Annotated in this window: 16 protein-coding genes and 1 pseudogene; 4 read left to right on the top strand and 13 right to left on the bottom strand. The window is 28.7% G+C overall.

The features are described 5' to 3' along the window. Window positions 1-814 precede the first annotated feature (814 nt). Both ACN1CN_RS21985 and ACN1CN_RS21980 read left to right on the top strand, forming a co-directional pair. On the top strand, window positions 815-1,219 hold the full coding sequence (locus ACN1CN_RS21985) for a type IV secretory system conjugative DNA transfer family protein (protein WP_419137716.1): 405 nt from the start codon (window positions 815-817) through the stop codon (window positions 1,217-1,219). A 51-nt stretch (window positions 1,220-1,270) separates the two neighbouring features. Continuing rightward, the gene (locus ACN1CN_RS21980; protein WP_419137714.1) at window positions 1,271-1,846 is read left to right on the top strand and encodes a hypothetical protein; all 576 of its coding nucleotides are present in this window, start codon (window positions 1,271-1,273) and stop codon (window positions 1,844-1,846) included. A 201-nt stretch (window positions 1,847-2,047) separates the two neighbouring features. Here ACN1CN_RS21980 and ACN1CN_RS21975 read toward each other — a convergent pair whose 3' ends face one another. The 7 genes from ACN1CN_RS21975 to ACN1CN_RS21945 form a co-directional block, all read right to left on the bottom strand. Then, a complete protein-coding gene (locus tag ACN1CN_RS21975; RefSeq protein ID WP_419137712.1) occupies window positions 2,048-2,692 on the bottom strand; it encodes a hypothetical protein in 645 nt (214 codons plus the stop codon). 4 nt (window positions 2,693-2,696) lie between these two features. Beyond that, window positions 2,697-3,575, bottom strand: coding sequence for a D-alanine--D-alanine ligase (locus ACN1CN_RS21970; RefSeq protein WP_419137711.1), 879 nt, complete (start codon window positions 3,573-3,575; stop codon window positions 2,697-2,699). 166 nt (window positions 3,576-3,741) lie between these two features. Continuing rightward, window positions 3,742-4,452, bottom strand: coding sequence for an NRDE family protein (locus ACN1CN_RS21965; RefSeq protein WP_419137709.1), 711 nt, complete (start codon window positions 4,450-4,452; stop codon window positions 3,742-3,744). Then, entirely contained in the window at window positions 4,440-4,928 is a 489-nt protein-coding gene (locus ACN1CN_RS21960) for a DinB family protein (protein ID WP_419137707.1), read from the bottom strand. The genes ACN1CN_RS21965 and ACN1CN_RS21960 overlap by 13 nt, the downstream gene beginning before the upstream one ends. Before the next feature lie 107 nt (window positions 4,929-5,035). Continuing rightward, window positions 5,036-5,314, bottom strand: coding sequence for a DoxX family membrane protein (locus ACN1CN_RS21955; RefSeq protein WP_419137706.1), 279 nt, complete (start codon window positions 5,312-5,314; stop codon window positions 5,036-5,038). Window positions 5,315-5,321: 7 nt separating this feature from the next. Beyond that, entirely contained in the window at window positions 5,322-5,783 is a 462-nt protein-coding gene (locus tag ACN1CN_RS21950; RefSeq protein WP_419137704.1) for a YHS domain-containing (seleno)protein, read from the bottom strand. A gap of 461 nt (window positions 5,784-6,244) precedes the next feature. Further along, window positions 6,245-6,922 carry a Crp/Fnr family transcriptional regulator gene (locus tag ACN1CN_RS21945; protein WP_419137703.1) on the bottom strand — a complete coding sequence of 226 codons (678 nt, stop codon included), beginning with the start codon at window positions 6,920-6,922 and terminating at the stop codon, window positions 6,245-6,247. A 1,871-nt stretch (window positions 6,923-8,793) separates the two neighbouring features. Between ACN1CN_RS21945 and ACN1CN_RS21940 the strand changes: the two genes are divergently transcribed. Further along, window positions 8,794-9,852 carry a hypothetical protein gene (locus ACN1CN_RS21940; protein WP_419137702.1) on the top strand — a complete coding sequence of 353 codons (1,059 nt, stop codon included), beginning with the start codon at window positions 8,794-8,796 and terminating at the stop codon, window positions 9,850-9,852. A 492-nt stretch (window positions 9,853-10,344) separates the two neighbouring features. On the opposite strand, the gene ACN1CN_RS21935 is transcribed toward ACN1CN_RS21940, so the two are convergent. The 4 genes from ACN1CN_RS21935 to ACN1CN_RS21920 form a co-directional block, all read right to left on the bottom strand. After that, window positions 10,345-11,610 (bottom strand): hypothetical protein, encoded by a 1,266-nt coding sequence (locus tag ACN1CN_RS21935; protein ID WP_419137700.1) that lies wholly within the window; start codon window positions 11,608-11,610, stop codon window positions 10,345-10,347. A gap of 397 nt (window positions 11,611-12,007) precedes the next feature. Next, window positions 12,008-12,298, bottom strand: coding sequence for a T9SS type A sorting domain-containing protein (locus tag ACN1CN_RS21930; protein WP_419137698.1), 291 nt, complete (start codon window positions 12,296-12,298; stop codon window positions 12,008-12,010). A 1,398-nt stretch (window positions 12,299-13,696) separates the two neighbouring features. Further along, entirely contained in the window at window positions 13,697-14,776 is a 1,080-nt protein-coding gene (locus ACN1CN_RS21925; RefSeq protein WP_419137696.1) for a D-alanine--D-alanine ligase, read from the bottom strand. A gap of 11 nt (window positions 14,777-14,787) precedes the next feature. Continuing rightward, a complete protein-coding gene (locus ACN1CN_RS21920) occupies window positions 14,788-15,492 on the bottom strand; it encodes a hypothetical protein (RefSeq protein WP_419137694.1) in 705 nt (234 codons plus the stop codon). A 1,104-nt stretch (window positions 15,493-16,596) separates the two neighbouring features. Here ACN1CN_RS21920 and ACN1CN_RS21915 point away from each other — a divergent pair. Continuing rightward, a complete protein-coding gene (locus ACN1CN_RS21915; protein ID WP_419137692.1) occupies window positions 16,597-17,640 on the top strand; it encodes an exopolyphosphatase in 1,044 nt (347 codons plus the stop codon). A gap of 747 nt (window positions 17,641-18,387) precedes the next feature. On the opposite strand, the pseudogene ACN1CN_RS21910 reads toward ACN1CN_RS21915, so the two are convergent. Then, window positions 18,388-18,995, bottom strand: a pseudogene (locus ACN1CN_RS21910) (IS1 family transposase). Window positions 18,996-19,360: 365 nt separating this feature from the next. Further along, a partial coding sequence (locus tag ACN1CN_RS21905; protein ID WP_419137690.1) for a T9SS type A sorting domain-containing protein occupies window positions 19,361-19,705 on the bottom strand: 345 nt, incomplete at its 5' end.

The following is a 19,705-nucleotide window of genomic DNA, read 5'->3' as shown; positions in this document are numbered from 1 at the left end:
TTTTATATTCAGTTTTTTCAATTCCTTGTTTAGTTTTGTACTTAAGCTTTCAAAATCAATTTTACTAAAGCAATCCAAATATTGTTTCTTGTAAAGTATTCTCCATTGTTCTACAAGTTCATCATGAGTAGATATTCACGAAACTAAGAGAAAGAAAGATCCTTTGCCAATGTTTTTTTTCCAGCTCTCAAAGACTTGATCCATATTTTTAATTAAATAGTCTGCTTTACTATATTTTTTTGCATGGAAATGTCTCTTGGTCTGTATTCGGGAATTCTCTGATATAGCCTTTATAGATGCTGTCTAATTAATCCGAGTCTTTAGGTTTTTTAAATAAAGATTCCAAAAAAGTATAATATGCCCTTAATTTTTTTGAGTCGTTTACATGACGATCCTCCATATTTTCTACCAAAAACCACGCGCCTTTAAGTTTTAAAGTATCCGCTGTCCAATGACTCTACTGATCTGCCATTTTCTGTAGTTCAGGACTGAGATTCTGTTTCGGAGAATTGCAAGAAACTATTCCAAATAAAATAAATAATATAAAGTATATACTATTCATTTTCCTATTTTGCAGAATTATATGAGTTGTTTTAACTAAAAAACTCATGTTTTTTTACGTTACATTATTTCATTTCTTCACCTGTTTTTTTGGGTCGTATTCAAATGAATAACAACATATTTAGCTTTCAAAGGTATAGTGGTTCAGAAATAAATTAAAATAAAGAACGTGGAAATAATTCTATTATAGTGTAGCATTATATCTATAAAAATAAGTGAGATCCGACATGTTTTATATAAAACTCAGCTATGATTGCATAGCTATCTCTGGCTTAACATTATACTTAATTCGATCCCTGCTTATCTCAGTGCTGTTATGGAACAACTCGAAGGTCAGATTGCTTCGGCTAAAATCGCAATGGCTAAACTCTCTTCTCCTCAATTATATTATGTTTTATCAGGCAATGATTTCACTTTAGACATAAATAATCCTGACAAATCTAAGATTGTCTGCATGGGAAACAACCCTCAGAAAATACAAATTTATGGAGCAGTATTATCTCTATACGTAAACCGATTGGTGAAGCTTGTCAATCAAAAAGGAAAACAGAAATGTAGTCTCATATTTGATGAATTCCCTATAATCTACCTCAACAATATTGATAGTTTAATCGCTATTGCCCGGAGCAATAAAATAGCTACTGGTCTGCGCACTTAGGACTTTAGTCAGTTACGCAAGGACTATGGATGGGAACAGGCAGATGTAATTATGAATATTACCGGAAACATCGTCAGTGGACAAATTACAGGAGATACTACCAAACAATTATCAGATCGTTTCGGAAAGATTATCCAGGATAGGGAAAGCCTCTCCATCACTAGTGCTGATACCTCCATTAGTCGTTCCAAACAATTGGAATCAGCCATTCCTGTTTCCAAAATTTCATCATTAAGTTCAGGCGAGTTTGTAGGAATGGTAGCCGATGATCCTGATTGCAAAATCAAGTTGAAAATATTCCATTCCGAAATTATAAATGATCATCAGGCACTCAAAAAAGAACAGGATAATTATAAAGATATCCCCATTATTCGCAAAGTCGATAATACAATGGTCAAACGCAATTACTTACAAATTAAACAGGATGTAGAGGATATAATCCACTCTGAAATGGACCGATTATTCCATGACCCAAAACTAGTGTATTTCATAATAAAGAAAAGCAAAAAACAATTGAACAAGTTTAAAAATATAGAAATGATTCTGCAAGAACCCCCATTGTTGAGAGAAATTCATCCAGAAATAATAACTATTTTTACTTATCAAAAAAAATATAAATCAAACTAATGACTAAGACAAAAGCAATACATACATCTACAGCTGATACTGCACTTCTGCAAGAGCTATCACAACTTATTGAAAAAAAATCAACAACTCGTAATAATTCAGGCAAATAGTACACTCACCCTTTTCTATTCATTTTTCGATGGGTTTACAATTCTAAAGATAAAAGTTATTCTCCGATGTGACAGAAATCTATTTTTAAAACTATAGTGATTTAAAATATCTATTGTATACTTTAAAAACCTGAATACCTGCCAAAGTGATAAAAAGAAATGGAATAAAAACTGTCATTAAATTATCATAAACCAATGATGTATATATAAAAATAAATTGTAATATCAAGATCAAACTTAACATTCCTGAAAAAACACCAACTAAAGTACCTGCAATATAATAGTACTTATAATTTTTTTCCATAGAAATATGATTCTCTTTTATTAAGTACAAATTCCAACCTGTCCAAAAAGGCAATTGTAAAAAATTAAAACAATTAAGTAATATCCCAATAATAAAAGGAGAGTACAGCATATATCTCTCCGTAAAACTATGTTTATTTGAAGTTGAGCTAGAATGGGTATAGAATACAAATGCTAAACCTAACATGAAAAAAACCGCCAAAAAGTCTATTCCTTTCATTAGTTTTTTATTTTTCATCAATTCTTTTGCAAATAATAAAGTAAAATAAATTACCCAAAACTCTACAAAAATAATTCCAAGCAAAAATAGAAACAGATTATCTAATCCTGATTTTTTATAAATCTCAAATCCGACTAAATTTAAATATCCAAATGGAATTGAACCTGAAAAACTAACTTGAAAACCGACCCAAAGGTTTTTAACTTGTTTCATAACATTAAAAATTTACAATTTTATTGTTATGTGTAAGATGCAATCGATATTGATGCATTCCTTCTTTATGCGTTAAATATGGCACTCCTTTTAGATTATTTTCAACACTTATTTCATACATATAGGTAATATGCCGCGAAAGCTCTTTCCACGCAAACCATAAAGAGTGTTTTGGATCGTAAATATGTGTAGGTTCACTTGCTGCACCGTTTAATTCGACTATCGAAAAATTGTGCCCCTCTTCTAATTCCTCCAAACTATTATACATGATATCAAACCGTCCAAAATAAAACTCCGGTATTTGTAAAGAAATAGTATTGACCATTTGAATTAGTTTAGGCGTTATCCAATGGCTTACATCTAGAAATTTAGCTCCTCGCGCATGATTTCCATATGGAACTAAATTTCGCTGTTCCCCTTTTAGCAAAACCTCTTTTAATCGCTCTTTATATTCATTTTGCAAAACTTTCATTTGCATTTTATATCTCGGAATTCCATTTATTAATTCTTCAACCGTAGAGACACCATCTCCAATAACTATCAAAAATTCTTTAGAAACAATTCCAGTGATTTTCCCTACTCTTTCACTAGGATAACGGACATAAAATATGCCTAATTCATTCTCAAACGGGATTATATCCTGCAATAAAAAATTAAAATTTGCTTTTTCTGCGTAGCATTTTAATTCACTCTTAGATTTTATTTTCTTTACACCCGAACCTCGTAAGCCAATATCGGGTTTTGCAATTACTGGAAAACGAATTTCTTTTTCGATCATAAGATTTACAATCGCTGACAGTTCAGTTTTTTCTTTAATTAAAACCGTTTTAGGGTAATATTTTTGAGGAATCAAATCATAAATTGCTTTTTTGCTTTCCATCATAAATCCACCGTTTTTAATATTTGGATTAGATGCATTAAAAAAAAAACAGATTTTGTCTTGAATGTGTAAAACCCCCAAAGAAAATAAATTGGAATGTATAAAATCTCAAATGGCCAATATTCCCAGTTACTGATTTTATGAAAAAAAAGTTTCATTTTTACTAATTTTAAATTATGATAAAAGATCTTGAAAATTCTTTATTTTCAATTAAATCATGATATTCAAATATTACCTTATTTTTTTCAATCACTGTCTGAGTAATACTTAAAGTTTTCATTTCATCGTTTCGATTAATAACCAATCCGTTTTCTTTATTTTCTTTTTGGGTATTTTTATGAAATTCAAGCATATCCAATACCGAAATTTCATCTTTATACTTTAAAAAAGCATTGAACCAATTGGCTCTTTCTTTTTTAATTTCTTCCGAATATAAAGTTGCTGAAGACCAAATATGATTTTTATTTACATCCAACTCTATGGACTCTTTACATAAGCCATTCCATCTTAATTGAAACAGTCTTTTATCCTCGAATAAAACCAATGTAAAAGGCTCTATATCATCTAAATTGATTATATCCCAAAATTCTCTTGGTGAATCATGACCTATAACGTCCAAAACAATTAGTCCACGGCTTTTTCGGTAAGATATTTTTACTTCATGCTTCTCTAATGCTCCATTTAGTAAAACTAAAACAGTTCCTTTATCATCTACTATATACCAGGTTCCACCTGCCTTTGAATCTTTTGGAAAAATAATATTCTTATTCTTTTTTTTATAATTCTTAGGCGGAATTGCAGTAGGACGTACCACTTTTTCATCTCGATTGGAAGTGAGGATTATTCTTCCATTATTGTTTATAAAACTTACTGTGCACACTGATTTCTGTATTCTATCGTTGAACGGGCTACCCCAAAATTTTCATCTATTATGACATTTTCACATTGCAAAACAGCCACTTTTATAAGCGCCTGATGATGAATACAATGCTCTAAGTTATAAAGTAGTTCTCTATAATAATTACTTTGAATTTCAATTAATTCTTTATCAATAATTTGTTGTAAATAAATACTTTTATTTTCTTTTTTAAAATTTTGTTTTATATCCGAAATAATCTGTTTTGCATAATGAGTATCAGATTCAATACATTTATTGCGTTTTCTGTTATCATAATTTAAAATCCCTGAATCATAACTCTCTTCAAGACATTGAAACATCTCAAGAATATGTCTCGTATGCTCTCCAATAGAAGCATCACTTAAATATTTACAAGACTCAGAATATGCGTTATTGGAGAGTTGATTTAATAAATAAACCAACTCATCTAAACTACTATGTATTGAAGATAGTAACATCTTAATATCGTTTTTGTAATAAATTAAAGTATTTATCCTTGTTCAAAAAAATCAATGCCAAGCAACAAAACAATACGATTATCGCTAAAGCAAATAATAATCCACCGTCATCTTGCACAACTATTCCGAGTAAAAAAAAAATGTGAGAGCAAGGCACCTATCATTACACCGAGCCCAATTAAAGCCCCCAACCAAGTAGTTTTAGGAATCAAAATTAAAACTGCTGCAACTAATTCTATAACTCCAGAGCCTATTCTCCCATAAGGTTCAATCCCTAAAGCCGAAAAAATATAAATACTTTCTTTTGCACCGCTAAACTTAAAATACAATGTTTGTAATAAAATTATAACAGCGACAAATCGCAAGATTAAAATTATGAGTTTCATTTCGTTTTTATTTAAATATTTTCTTCCAATTACTATCAGCCTTAATCTTCAAATTTGCTTCATCTTTATTCCAACTTTTCAATGTATTATTAAAAAAAGCATTGTAAAAGAGATAGAGTTTTCCATTAATAATTTTAAAAGTCTCTGGGTTTACATTTACTTTTTCTCCTGAATCTCCCATCGCAAAAGCACACCACCCACCAAATTGAGGCTCATATCCCACTGGATTTTTTATAAAAATATCTTTATTAGCAGCTGATGAAAATTTATAAATAACTCCCATATAAGAAGCTGTAAATTCACTTTTACCTATTACAGCTTTATTTTGTTTAAAATAAGACACCGGATCATAGCCTTGTATGGCAACTTTATTTTCCAAATTAAATTGAGCAGTTCTTTTAGTATCATTTTGCGCCAAAGCAACCAATGAGATAAAAAAAACGATCATTGAGATTATTTGTTTTTTCATTTTATAGTTTTAAATTATTAATTTCATTCATTTACTAATGCAAAAATATTCCCAATTAATAAGTTTTTTTGTAAGCTACTTTACAATCTGTATGAGAAAATTTCTGTATCAATTCTTTAAAACTAAATTCTTTTTTTTGTAACACTAGATCATATCATAATCCCAATAGGTGCACACCTATAGTAGAAAATAAAAGTAGCAATAGGCACTAGAATTACAAATGAATACTAACAATTAAAACAAATAGATGGCTACCTTTAATTGCAAAATAGATAACTTTATTCTCCTGTCAAGTTTGAATTGATAACTATATTTCTTAGAATATATTTAGTAAACAAAGCATCTTCAAATACTCCTTTAGAGAAAACAGAGTTATACAAATCTAATTCCATATGTTCCAAATACGCATCTTTATCAGTGATCTGGTATATTTTAAAATAATTTATTATTATATCACATAACTATAATTTGGTAATATTATGTATAACAATTTCTTTTCTGGAATAATTAATAATTTGATCTATCTCCAATTCTTTAATCAACTGAATTACTGTCTGTCTGGATGTACAAATAACCTGCGCAATTTCATTTTGGGTTAGATAATTCTTTATCGCAATAGTATTTCCGGTTAGCATACCTTCTTTTTCTCCCCAATCTCTTAAGAATTGAATTAATCTGGTCTTGGCATCTTTAAATATCAAGTTTGAGTAATTATTTTTGATACGTTTCATTTTAAGGCCTACAAATTTAGTATAAGAAAGTGCCAACTTTGGATTTTGTAATAATAAATTCTCAAAATCTGATAACAGAAAACTACAAATCACAACTTTATCTGAAAGGACTTTAGCATATTCATTTTCAAGGTTGTCTCTTTCCAAAGTTAATTCTCCAAACAAATCTCCTTTTTGAATAATATCCTTTATTGTTTCATTTCCCTCTTCATCCACAGTAACAATTTTGATATTTCCTTTTTTTAATAAAAATATACGGGAAATACTGGAAGACGAAAAATAAATAACTTCGCCTTTTATTGCTTTTTTAAAACCTGTGATAATGCACAATTGTTTAATTTGTTCGAAACTTAGCACTCTAAATAGTTTATGATCCCGCAAATACCAATATTTTAAATCTTCATACATCACATAAATTCTATTAATTAAGCCTATATAGATTGTCAAGATCCTTCTTAATTCAGAAAATAAAAGGCTCAAATGATTTCAGTAGTCAGGAATTCTTTAATTCTGCATTAATAAAAAACGAAATAACCCTTTCAATTAAAACAATAACATTCAATCTATTTATCCCCTCAAACGGTTTAGTAATTCCTATAATTTGTTGCAATAAATACAATTCTTAAAAAATCACATCCTTATAAATTATTAAAATGGATATTTTATTCAAAAAAATGGAGGAGTTAGAGCTTAAAAACTTAAATTAATATTACCTACTTTTAGGGAAGGGACTAAATGGCGCAATACTATTTTACTTAAATTTCTACAACTCTATAACTTCTCCAACTACCAAAAAACTAAATTAACCGACCTCCCTACTCTTGTTCTATTAAAATTACAATAACTAAATCCGATAGATAACACCGGATTTATTGTATCACCCCTCAATAAATCAATATAATCTTCATGGATACAATTAAAAATATGAAACGAACTGCTATCAAAAAAAATCCCCGACACAAATTCCTTTTATATACCCCTCTGTTATTAAAACGCTTTTTTGTTCCTTATAAATAATTTAATTTTTACAAAACAAATTCCTTATAAAAATCTAAATTTTATTTTGATTTTCTATGCATGCAAATGTAGTAACTTCCTATTCTACTCTCTATTAATAAGCAGTAGTAATATATCGATAAACATATAGAACAAATTATATCTATAGTAAATTAAAGACAAACATATACGGCAGCGAAGGGTTCAGTTTGTTCAACATAGTAATTTAAAGTTTAGTGAATAAGTTGGTGCGGATCGTAATTAATTCTCTGTACTGAAATTTTAAAAACTCTTGTAAAAACAAAAGCTCAATAGCTTTAGAGAGCCATAGATTTAATTTTTTTATATACATGGTTAATTTGTAAAACTGTTCCAAATCTATCAATATACCCTTTGTTAAAATTTTTCATTTTCCCTCCAAACAATAAGGCATCATCATCAACTTTGGCTAATATTATTCGTGTATTCAATAAATCATAAGTCGCAGTTAGAACCCATCTATATCTGATAACCATATTGAAAAAATTTTCAAATGCATGTCATTATTTCCAATTATAAAATTGAATAGTGTAAGTTCAAAAAAACGCACTCTATCAAGCAGCTTATTTACTCACAAATCACACTATTTTTTTTTTGAGTAATTATTTTGTTTATTTATCTTGCAGAGTTAACTATGATTTCTAATAGTAATCCTTTCTATTAACTTAAGACATAGAGAAGCAAAAAAAATCTAACTACTCCTAGATAAATATCTGCTTTTTTTATAATAACTCTTATTCAACATAGAACAAATAGCATTAACTCTGAAACACTAGTATTGTAGTGTAAATTCTACAATACTATAGTTTTACTACTATAATACATTAAAAGTGACCTGTTTTTTATATGACTATATTTGTAATATAATTTTTATTACAGGAATCAAATTTGGTCTAACTTACATTTAAGATACGCAAATAGTAACATCCAAACCATTACTATAGATAACGTTCATCATCATTAACCAATATCATGTATATACATGTATATAAAAGTATAAAGAAAAGGTACTTATTTATTACCATATTTTAGCTTTTCCATTATCTCAAAAGAGAAATTACCTGATTTTATAAAAGTGTACAGGAAAGAAATTCCTTTTTTATTGCTTGTATAATCAATACTGAAATTAAAAAAAAAAAAGCAATTGTACTTCTTTTAGCTAAATTCTGAGTTTTCAAAAAATCACTAAAATCATTAAACTTATAAAGTTAATCCCAATATTAATCCTAAAAATTATTATTATTATGAAAATCTCTACTGTGCTAGTTCTGCTCCTATGTACTATCTTTTTCAGTTGTGAAAAAGAAGATACTTCCCCTGTTTCAAGCATTCCTGTTACGACCGTTGCTTATTCATTTGATAGCGATGCTAACTCTAAGCTCATGTTTAAGGATGGAGACCTACTCCAAACAATGACATCCGAATCACTTCGTTATGAAATAGGAAAAGTGTTACGAGTAAAAGCGATTAATGAAACAACAATAGAAATAGCAAATTTTGCTCCTGTTGATATACAAGATGCCACTATTCTACTGATAATAGAGGGGCAGGCAAAACCAATAAAACTTTTTAAAATAAGTAAAATCAGGGCTCATGGTGTGCAAGAGATAAAGTATCCCTTTATCGAAAACATCAATATTTTCCTTGATACCGACAATAAAGAAGTTGACCTTTCCCATTACAAAACAACTGGAATTGCTCCTGGTAAAGTATCTTTTGACTTTACAGGTGAAACAGACTTGATTAAAAAACTTAAATCGCTGGCTAAATTAAAATGGAAGGTAAAATACCATGACTTTGACCCTAATGATGACCCTACCAACAACTGGAAAGAAAACATTGATGCAAAAGACATTAGAAGATTTTCCGGTTTTATTATTAACATGGCTTACTTACTCCAAGCAGATAATACTATGAAAACATTTGCTGAAGAACCTATTTACGACAATAATGGAGTGATGATGACCGTAGAACAAAAAAAAGCTGCTTTACAAAAAATGATCGATATTCCAATGGTGAATTGCGGAGTTGTTGTTAATGTTTCTGGATTAGGAGGTGGTTATACCTATGGCCTGGCCAATCATGTTTTGAATGATTATTTAACCCAAGACCCTTCCTTTATTACCATCCATGAAATGGCTCATATGATTGGATTTTCCCATAGCTCAAGCATGACTTATCCAAGCAAAGAAAATATGGGAGCCACGGTGGCAGCAGGAAGAGTATATTTGCAAATGTTGAAAAACAATGAATTCCCAATAAAGGTGAGTAATTATTATATGCCTTCTGATTTATCGAAATAATCTCCTATTTTCAGATAGAGAAATAATAAGATTTGAAGTAGATAGGTTACTTAAAATAAAAAAACTATTTTAAACCTTCAAAAATATTTCTGTTAGGTCACTAAAAGGGACAAAGGAGAAAATTCTTCTTTGTCCCTTTTTATTTACTAGTCTTGCCTTAACCATTGTATTTGATTCAGCTCCAAAAAAGAACGTTAAACCTATTAATAATTACAAACTAATCATCAATCACTTCTTTCGGATTCAAAAAAAGGGTTCAACTTTAATTAAAAAGTCAAATCCAACTATTATAAACTTAAACACCTATTAATAAATCTTTCGTAAAAAAAATGGTCTGGAATTGCTTTTGAAAAAAGTATTAAATTTCTTTCAAAACTAATTCACCATTATAGCAAATATTTTTCACAGAAGCTGAAGCTCCAATCTTTAAAAAAACATAGACTCTCTTTATTTTTTAGAACTAAAATATATTTTTTTAAAATAGTTATCTTCTTAATTGGTTACAATAACTTTTTTATTTTTACTAACAACTAGTCTGGCAGAGAAAATATAATCGCCGTCTTTTCTTTCAGCTGCAGTTTGGGTAATTACAGTAGTACTTCTTTTTACTTTACCTGCAAAAATTGAATTTCCCTTATAATTTACGACTACTTCTTTATCTAAATCAAGCATCTTATCATTTAAGTAAATAAAGAGTTCATCCGCATAATTTTCTTCGATATTGATAATATTTCCAGCATACGAAATCTTAATAGTCTTAGTTGGATTATCGCTAATTTCTTTAACCTTAGTATCTGCCTCTGAAATACCCACCCAATAAAAGTACTGTCTTATGTGAAAAGAATTTTGTTCCCATACTATTTTGTCAGGATAAGGTTGTCTTTTAAAGCTAGCCATAAAAGGAACTGCAATTCGGTCTTCCATATCCATCCAATGGGGTTTATCATCAAAAATGTTAACCATATGCTTATATCCTGCAGGATCAGCTAACGCTAAGTTATCCAATTTTGTTTTCCATTCTCGAGCTAATATATTTCTATTGTAACTAGAATCTAATCCTCCCATGTTTAAGGCGAAGCCTATATTTCTAAGATTTGCAGGAGTGCATTCTCCTGGATGTCCAGCACTCATAGATGCTGCAGCCCAATGGTCAGCCATACGTGTTGCCAATCTAAAAGTACCATCTCCCCCTGCTGAATATCCCATAATATAAACTTTATTTGGATTTACATCAGCAAATAATACTGCTGCACGAATTGCATCTTCGAATAAGTTATCAATTTCACTTTGAAACCACATATTCCAATCATCAACAGGAGCTCTGGGTACAATAACAACACCTTCTTTAATATTGTAATTTTGAGCATTATTACCTGTCATACTTATCTGATTACTCCATTGCTCATCGTTTGCAGTCGCAGTTGTTAATCCGCCGCCATGCATGGAAATATAAAGACTTCTCCCATCACTTGGTTTATTTCCATAAACATTTGTTTTAAACTTAAGTTTCTTCCCATTATAGCTAAACTCTCTTGCATCCCAGCTAGATTTTAATTTAGTTTTAGAATTTGATTTTTCTTTTTCGTCAGCATCAGCTATATATTTAATTGCCAGATCCTTTGCCAGAAATATTTCATCTGATTTAACCTCTTTCTCAGAAGGGACATTAGCAACATCGTCGCTACTATCATTCTGACAGGAAATTAAGCTTGCAAAGGAAAAAATAGTTGAAATAAATACGGTAAAATTAATTTTCATAAAGATCGATTTTATATTACAATGAATAATAAATATGTATGAATATCTGAAATTCTTATCTCTTTTTTGGTAATTTTATTAGGTTTTCTCCTGACAGAGTCATTTAATAACTTGTCCTTAATTTAGTTACATAACAGCTATAAAAAGCTTAAGAAAATACCAAAACAGTATATTCTTATATAGAACCTGTCTACAACAATTTTAACTGGAACAAATGTATACTAGTCATGATATATAAAAAAAAAGATAATGTAGAGATAATTTGACTTTAATGTAGCTATATACCTACTGATAATACTGCCAAAACAGAGTAATCAATATATTATACTGATTGATTTTAGACTTTCAAATTCTCTATTCAAAAACTGCTTAAGTTAGGATCTAATGAAATTTTCTTTTAATATGAATGAGACTCATTAGAGACAATTATTTTTTTTCTGAATATTTGATTGTCGAGACGAAGAATTAGTACGTAAATTCCCGAAGGTAAATCCTCAATAGTCACTTTCCTCTCAAATGTAGATTCTCCAATGTAGCCTATAAATTTCTCAGTAATCAGACTACCTATAATATCTATAATGCTATAATGGAATTTTTTTTCTTCTGATTTAGTGAGTTTGATATTAAAGTCCGAATCCGATGGATTTGGATACAAACTATATTCAGGTATAATTCCTAAATCATCCATAGACAAAGAAGAACAACCCCAGTTAGACTAATGTGTGGTATTTAAATTTTGCTGTTTACTTATATTAACAGTCAGGACACTATAAATCGTATTGTGACAACTCACCTGATTACCCACTATATTGTTTGTAGAATTATTCCAAGGGGCACTATTACTATTTCGAGCTATTACCTCTGAAGTTGCAAGTATAGACGAAGTGCCATCTTTTAATGTAATGATTACTGTTAAACACACAATTAGTTAGACATTACTACTAGGGCTGTATACCATAGTCTTGTTCTGAAAAGAAATATTCTCTTTTAGAACGTTAAATTGCTTTTCTTAAAACATCTTCATCCAAATTAATTTCTTATTGTTAGATGTTGATTTATTGTAATATGCAATATGTATATTTTATAATATTACTTAATTTTTAATTTAATGACTTATAATAATCTTGTTTCATACTTCTATAAAACTGGAAGTTTTTTCGCAATCAAATAGATGCTCTAAATGTTAGAAACAAATCTGTGACAAAAAACAAGTAAAAAAATATTATGCAGATATATTATGCTTAAGAAGTGTATTAATAGCACTGTTAATTAATTTTATGATGTTGATTCAGTTAAGCTTTTTTTAGCACACGACTAATGTTATGTAAATGATTACTTAAATTGATCAAATGTATGGCTATCTTGATATATTGAAAAAAATAGAATAAAATAAAACTTAGAAATAATTCTATTTTAGCGTGGTTATATATTAAGTATTGTTGCGTAGTTTTAACTACATTTCCTACATTCAGTGGCTATACCGAATCAGTTTAAATACTCCCAATCATTTTCATTAACGCAAAATAATATTCCAATCGTAGATTTTCATTTTTTCAATTCGGCCATAGTAGTCCAAATACATCTATAATTGCCCAATATCTTGATAGGGAGTTTTAATCTTGACAAACGAACCAATAAAGCATCAATTCATATTCTGAATACTCTGAAATTATCAGAAGTAAAAAAATATTTACTAACAGATTAAAAAACTGCAGATATTTGATTGATGAAGAATTACATTCTGTTAAACGCTTTGATACGAATCATATTTAAAGTAAAATCTTACAGCAAGAACTTATCTTAAAAGACTAAATCCGAGAAGTATATGCTTCAGTAATAGTTTAGCTGTTTAGTGTCCCATTTTGAAGATTCACTTTTAAATTTTAGCAATAAAATAGTACGTGTATTTTTTTAAAAATAAGTTCTTAAAAACATATTATTTAGCAGATTTTTACTTGCAAAATGGTTGCTAAATCCTATAATTAAAACTATAATAGCTACTAAAATTAAAATTATCTTTTACATCTGTTTCGTTTCAATTCTTTTTTTTAAATGCTAATAAATTTAATTTATCTAATTGGTAAAATCACCCATTGTACATTTTTATTTGATTGTTTAAAAAATAGGTCACTTTAAATTTTGCGATTTTTTTTCTCTGGGCAAGATGCAAACGATATTGATTTATTCCAACTTTACATGCTAAATAGGGCACTCCTTTTTGGTTATTTAAAACACTTATTTCATACATGTAAGTAATATGTCGGGCAAGTTCTTTCCAAGCAAACCATACAGAATGTTTAGGATCATAAATATGATTAGGTTTACTTACTGCTCCATTTAACTCCACTATAGAAAAATTCTCTCCTCGCTCTAATTCTTCCAAATTATTGTACATAATATCAAACCTTCCAAAATAAAACTCTGGAATTTGTGCGGAAATGGTATTAATTGTTTGAGATAACTTGGGGCTTATCCAATGACTTACATCTAGAAAATTTGCTCGTCGGAAATGATTTCCAAATAAAACTAAATCTCGTTGTTCCCCTTCTTCTAATACCTCTTTTAATTTCTTTTTATATCCATTTGGCAAAATTTTCATTTGCCTTTTAGATCTTGGAATTTCATTTATTAATTCATCAATCGTAGAAATTCCATCTCCAGTAACTATCAAAATTTCTTTGGTAGCAATTCCAGTGATTTTACCCACTCTCATGCTAGGATAACGAACATAAAATATCTCTATTTGATTCTCAAATGGAATCATATCTTGTAATAAAAAATCAAAGTTTGCATTTTCTTTATATTTTTTCAACTCTGTAACAGATTTTATTTTTTCAACACCTCTACCCTTTAAACCAATATCAGGTTTTGCAATTAAAGGGAACTGTATTCTTTTATTTTTAATAGTACTTACAATTTCCGCTAAAGATGTTTTTTCTTTAATTAAAATCGTTTTAGGGTAATACTTTTGAGGAATCATATCATAAATTGCCTTCTTGCTATTCATTATAAATCCTCCATTCCTAATTGCAGGATTTGAGGCATTAAAGAAAAATATCGCCTTCGCTTTGAATGCATAAAATCCTAAAAGAAAATAAATTGGAATATAAAGTATCTGAAATGGCCAATACTTCAAACTGCTGATTTTATGTAAAAACAATTTCACAATTCCTAATTTTAATCTATTATTAAAGATGTTGAAAATTCTTTATTTTCAACTAAATCGTAATATTCAAATATTAACTTATTCTTTTCTATGATCATCTGAGTAATGCTTTTTATTTCTTTGTTGCTATTAATTACTGAGCTTTTTTCTTCATCATTTGCCTCAGTATATTTATGAAAAAAATACAATATTGATGATAAAAGATCCTTTTTACCTTCTAAAAAAGTAGTAAACAAATTAGCTTGCTTTAATCTATTTTTTTTAAAATCTAAAGTTGCAGAAGACCACATATAATTTTTATTAATATCCAGCTCCATAGACTCTTTTTTTAATCCATTCCATCTTAATTGAAAAAGTCTTTTATCCTGATATAAAACCAATGTAAAAGGTTCTATGTCTTCTAAATTAATTATATTCCAAAAAATTTTTGGTGATTCATGATTTAGAACATCCAGTACAATTAGCTCGCGACTTTTTCTATAAGTCAATTTCACGTCATACTTCATGTCCGCTCCTTTTAATAAAAACAAGACAGTACCTTTCTCATCTGCAATACAACAAGTTCCTTTGGTCTTTGAATCTTTAAGAAAAACAATATTCTTACCTTCTACTGTATGTTTTTCAGGCTTAATTACACCTAATCTTGTTGGTTTTTCATAACAGTTCGAAGTAAGAATAATTATACCTCTAGTATTCACAAAACTTACTGTACACATTGCTTTTTATATTTAATAATAGAACATGTAATTCCAAAATTCTCATCTAACATAACATTTTCAAGTTGCAAAACATCTATTGAAAAAAGAAACAATACTAAATTTCCAATTAATTTAAAATGGAGTGACCGCAAATGGTACTCACTTACTACAATTACGAAAAACTGGGCTATAAGTCCTAAAGTGCCCGAAATAATTTTACCCGCTGTAATTAGTTTACATTTCATTTTATTAGATTTCTTTTTTGTTTGTATATTCTATCCTCAATTAAATTAATTATTTAATCCAAGAGAATTTATTGGTCTCAAAACTCCCTACGCAAGTAAAAAAATCAAAGAAGACCTGTTAATACAATATCTTTTCTTAATAATCAATTTTATATGATTCTTAAGTTTATAATATAATTTCGAGAATAAATTTGATTTCAAAAAGTCAATCGTTTTTCTTTTACTTGACAAAACAACCTTATTTTTAAATCACTTTAATTAAATTCAATAAGTCTATTTTCATAAGAATTAGCATGCGAAAATATTTTAAATAAAAACAACAACTTGTAGAACACTATATATAGCTACGTAGAATTAAACGCACAAATTACACTCGTTATGTAACTATCTTAAAAACAAATACTTGAAAAATATCATTAACACAGATTTTTGTATATGAGATATACTTGCGTTTTAAAAATTATATTAGAGACTATAATTATGAATAAAAAAAGAAGAAACCTTTGTTAAAGTATGTAAAATAAAAAACATCCACAATTAATATCTGACCCATTTCTAATTTTAACATTTTATTTATTTTTAAAATCTCGGTATAAGTCCATCTCTCACAATGAGGATTAGGTATTGTCATTGGCCAATCTTCTAAGCAATTTTACAAATAACCCTGTCAAGAATTATATACCTTCTCTCCTACTAACTCCAAAACTTAAATTCCATTATCAAAAGCATGCTTATAATTACTAACTAATACTGTAGAATAAAAGAATAAATACTATAGAATAGTTTCTACATAATAGAATTTATGATTCTACAGCTTGCTGATTTTTCGAAAATTAAATTTGCATCATTAAAAAACACATATTTTTAATTTAGAAAAATGAAAGTAAAAATTTACAAATTAGGGTTTTGTTTATTCTTAGGATTTAACTTGCATGCACAATCATATTATGGTGGCATCGAAATTGGAGACAAGGAAATAAAAATGACAGTTCTTGATGTGCAAAATCCTAAAAAAGGAACCTATGAGCTAAAAGCTTCATGGACGGAAGATATTGAAATGGCAGCCGGTATCCCAATAGAATGCATGTTCACTCAGGCAGACGTAAACAATGTCGCTTACGCTGTTTTAAGCAATTATAAAAAAATGCAAGCTACCTATAACATTAAAAACAGCAATATTTATATTGTAGCCTCATCTACAGTAGACATGGCTAGTAATACAAATTCTTTAATTAAAAGAATCAAAGAATTCACAAATAAAAATTTAGACATAATTCCATCTTCATCAGAAGCCAGCTTACTTATAAAGGGCTGCATTCCTCAAAAAAATCATTTAGACTCTATGGTACTTGACATCGGTATCAAAAATACAAAAGGAGGCTATATTAGCAAAACTGGTGATGGAAATACTTTTTCTCAGCTTACTTCGGATATAGGTATAGTAACCCTTACAGAAAAAATTAATCACATACTTAGACAAAATCCGTCGTATAATTTTGATGAAACTATTTTTAATTATTTGCCAAAATTGAGGGAAGAATTATCAAAAATGTATCTAAACTTACCGCAGTCCAAGACAAAAATCAATATTTACCTGTCTGGTGAAGCTGTTTGGGCTTTTTACATATTAATTAATGAGAAGGAAGCCCAAGATAATTTTAATGAAATAAAATACGTCGATATTCTCTCTTCAAAATTTGTCATCGAAAATAATTTTAATAAAATTAAAAAAGCTGCTTTAACAAACAAAGACATTAGAAAAGTTTTGGAAACTTATTCGCAAAAAAATCTTATTTCCGCAGGTGATTTATTAATTACCGCCTTGGAAGAAATTCAAAACACTAACAATAAAAATATATTTTTTGCAAAATATGGACAAATTTCGTGGCTGGTGAGTTATATCAATAATCACGCAAAGTAAACAAAATCAATATATTAATTTTGAGCTTTTCCTGAAATTACAAAAAAACAAAACAAATTATTATTCACTTAAATATTACTGTGCAATCAATTTTTAGTTTTTTTATCTCTCGTTATTTCAGGAGGGTAATGTATATAAAAAAGCAAGAGATTGTCCGAAAAATAGTTTTCGGACAGTTTTTTGGATTATTCCTTTTAGTTTTCCGTATTCTTAACTACAAAAATCAATGATTATACAGCAGTTTTTAAATCACATTCGGTTCACTTGCAGGATTTTTTTTCATTGAATTTAAATGATTTTATTCCGGAAAATCATTCCACCAGAATAATAGATAGCGTTGTAGACCAATTAGAGATTGCTAAACAATGAAGTAGTTCACTATAAAAGCTGGTCTCAGTTTCTACTGATTTTCCATTTATTACTTGTTCTAAATAAATGATCTTATTCCCTTTTTTTAAGTTTTTCTTTACATCCGAAATAATTTATTTTATATAATACATATTATGGAAATAATTTAAAATTAAGATGCGCACTCTATAATCATATAATAATCTTCAACAATTGGGTTAGATATTTGAATGCTTCCCGCTAGCTTAGAGTTAAAGCCTGAGAAACCACAATTTCTCAGGCTTTTTTTGGTTCGATAAATTTTACCACATTTTATGTGAAAATTTTAACTCCTGTATCTTCAAGCAAATTTGGTAAAAGTCCCATTAAGTCAAACTTTAAAAATATACCTATTTAAACTCAAATCCAAAAGTTAATCTTTAATATGCCAATCAAAGCTACCAAACTTTTACTATAACATATCGTTCTTCGATTTAGTCTTTTAAGATGAGTTCTGAATGTCAAATTTTTCCTTTCAATATGATTAGTGCCAAAGCGTTTAACAGAATGTAATTCTTCATCAATCAAATATCTGTAGTTTTTTAATCTGTTAGTAAATATTTTTTAACTTCCGATAATTTTAAAGTATCCAGAACACGGCTTAATGTTTTATTGGTTTGTTTCCCAACATTAAAGCTTACAACATTTTTAGAATTCTTTCCAAGGCATAAACCAACTAGATAAAATTTCTTTTGTGTCTAATGTAAGTGCGAATTTCATCAACTTCATTGGCTTTTCATTTACTGATAATTGGCTCATTAATAGTTTTAACAATTGATACAATTCTTTTTAACAATGTTTTGCTTGAAATTTTTAGTATTCTCGCAGTACCTCTTAATTCCTAATCCTTCCTTGGTTAACAAAATAATCTTTTAGTTTGTGTTTGATTTATAAGCATCACTAGTGTAGTACTCAACTTTTATTTTATTGCAATTTGAACATTTAAATCTGGTCTTCCCTGAAGAAATAAAATCATGTTTAATGAGTTTTCATCCACATAAATCACATACCTTTCTACCAAACCACACTTTTATTACACTAGATTCCATTTTATTCATTTTTAAAGTATTTTAAGCCTTAAAAATAATAGGAATGAGTACAATACTTATCCCTATAAAGTAAAATTTATTTAATAAACACTGATTATCAATCTCTTTTAGTTTCGAAAAACAAAAATCACACTATTGATACATTACCAATTGATTTAAAATTTTCTTTTGAAAAAAAAGCTGTGGATACGGTATTAAAAAACTTTATAATCATACAACCCGCAAAAACATCAATAATGGTTGATTATTCTTCAGCTCCCCAACATGAAATAATAATAAAAATATTACCTTTTTTTCTTATAGATAGAAGGTTTTTCTACGACAATTATTTTTTCACTAAAGACCTTCTCATTTAAATGAATATTTACAAGGTATGTCGCTGAAGACAATCCTTGAACGTTGACCTCTTTCTCAAATATTGCATCCTTGATATTCTCACCGTTGGTCTCTCTAATAAGCCTACCGTTCATATCTATTATGCGACAATAAAAACTCTTTCCGACACAATCAATAAATTTGATATTGAAATGTGTGGTGCAAGGATTTGGATATAAGATGTATTTAGGTAAGGGAATATCTTCAACTGTCAGATCTTCACAAGGCCCTATCTTAAACCAAGTGGTTCTATC

The organism is Flavobacterium sp. T12S277, from assembly GCF_048514875.1.
GTDB lineage: Bacteria > Bacteroidota > Bacteroidia > Flavobacteriales > Flavobacteriaceae > Flavobacterium.
The sequence above is the reverse complement of the archived record's forward strand: the minus strand, read 5'-3'. Positions and strand labels throughout refer to the sequence as shown.

Bases quoted from the DNA above. Each gene is read 5' to 3' on its own strand.
- ACN1CN_RS21975 (WP_419137712.1), bottom strand. From the start codon at position 2,692: ATGAAACAAGTTAAAAACCTTTGGGTCGGTTTTCAAGTTAGTTTTTCA.
- ACN1CN_RS21955 (WP_419137706.1), bottom strand. From the start codon at position 5,314: ATGAAACTCATAATTTTAATCTTGCGATTTGTCGCTGTTATAATTTTA.
- ACN1CN_RS21945 (WP_419137703.1), bottom strand. From the start codon at position 6,922: ATGTATGAAGATTTAAAATATTGGTATTTGCGGGATCATAAACTATTT.
- ACN1CN_RS21980 (WP_419137714.1), top strand. From the start codon at position 1,271: ATGAATATTACCGGAAACATCGTCAGTGGACAAATTACAGGAGATACT.
- ACN1CN_RS21960 (WP_419137707.1), bottom strand. From the start codon at position 4,928: ATGTTACTATCTTCAATACATAGTAGTTTAGATGAGTTGGTTTATTTA.
- ACN1CN_RS21940 (WP_419137702.1), top strand. From the start codon at position 8,794: ATGAAAATCTCTACTGTGCTAGTTCTGCTCCTATGTACTATCTTTTTC.
- ACN1CN_RS21970 (WP_419137711.1), bottom strand. From the start codon at position 3,575: ATGATGGAAAGCAAAAAAGCAATTTATGATTTGATTCCTCAAAAATAT.
- ACN1CN_RS21950 (WP_419137704.1), bottom strand. From the start codon at position 5,783: ATGAAAAAACAAATAATCTCAATGATCGTTTTTTTTATCTCATTGGTT.
- ACN1CN_RS21930 (WP_419137698.1), bottom strand. From the start codon at position 12,298: ATGGATGATTTAGGAATTATACCTGAATATAGTTTGTATCCAAATCCA.
- ACN1CN_RS21935 (WP_419137700.1), bottom strand. From the start codon at position 11,610: ATGAAAATTAATTTTACCGTATTTATTTCAACTATTTTTTCCTTTGCA.
- ACN1CN_RS21920 (WP_419137694.1), bottom strand. From the start codon at position 15,492: ATGTGTACAGTAAGTTTTGTGAATACTAGAGGTATAATTATTCTTACT.
- ACN1CN_RS21915 (WP_419137692.1), top strand. From the start codon at position 16,597: ATGAAAGTAAAAATTTACAAATTAGGGTTTTGTTTATTCTTAGGATTT.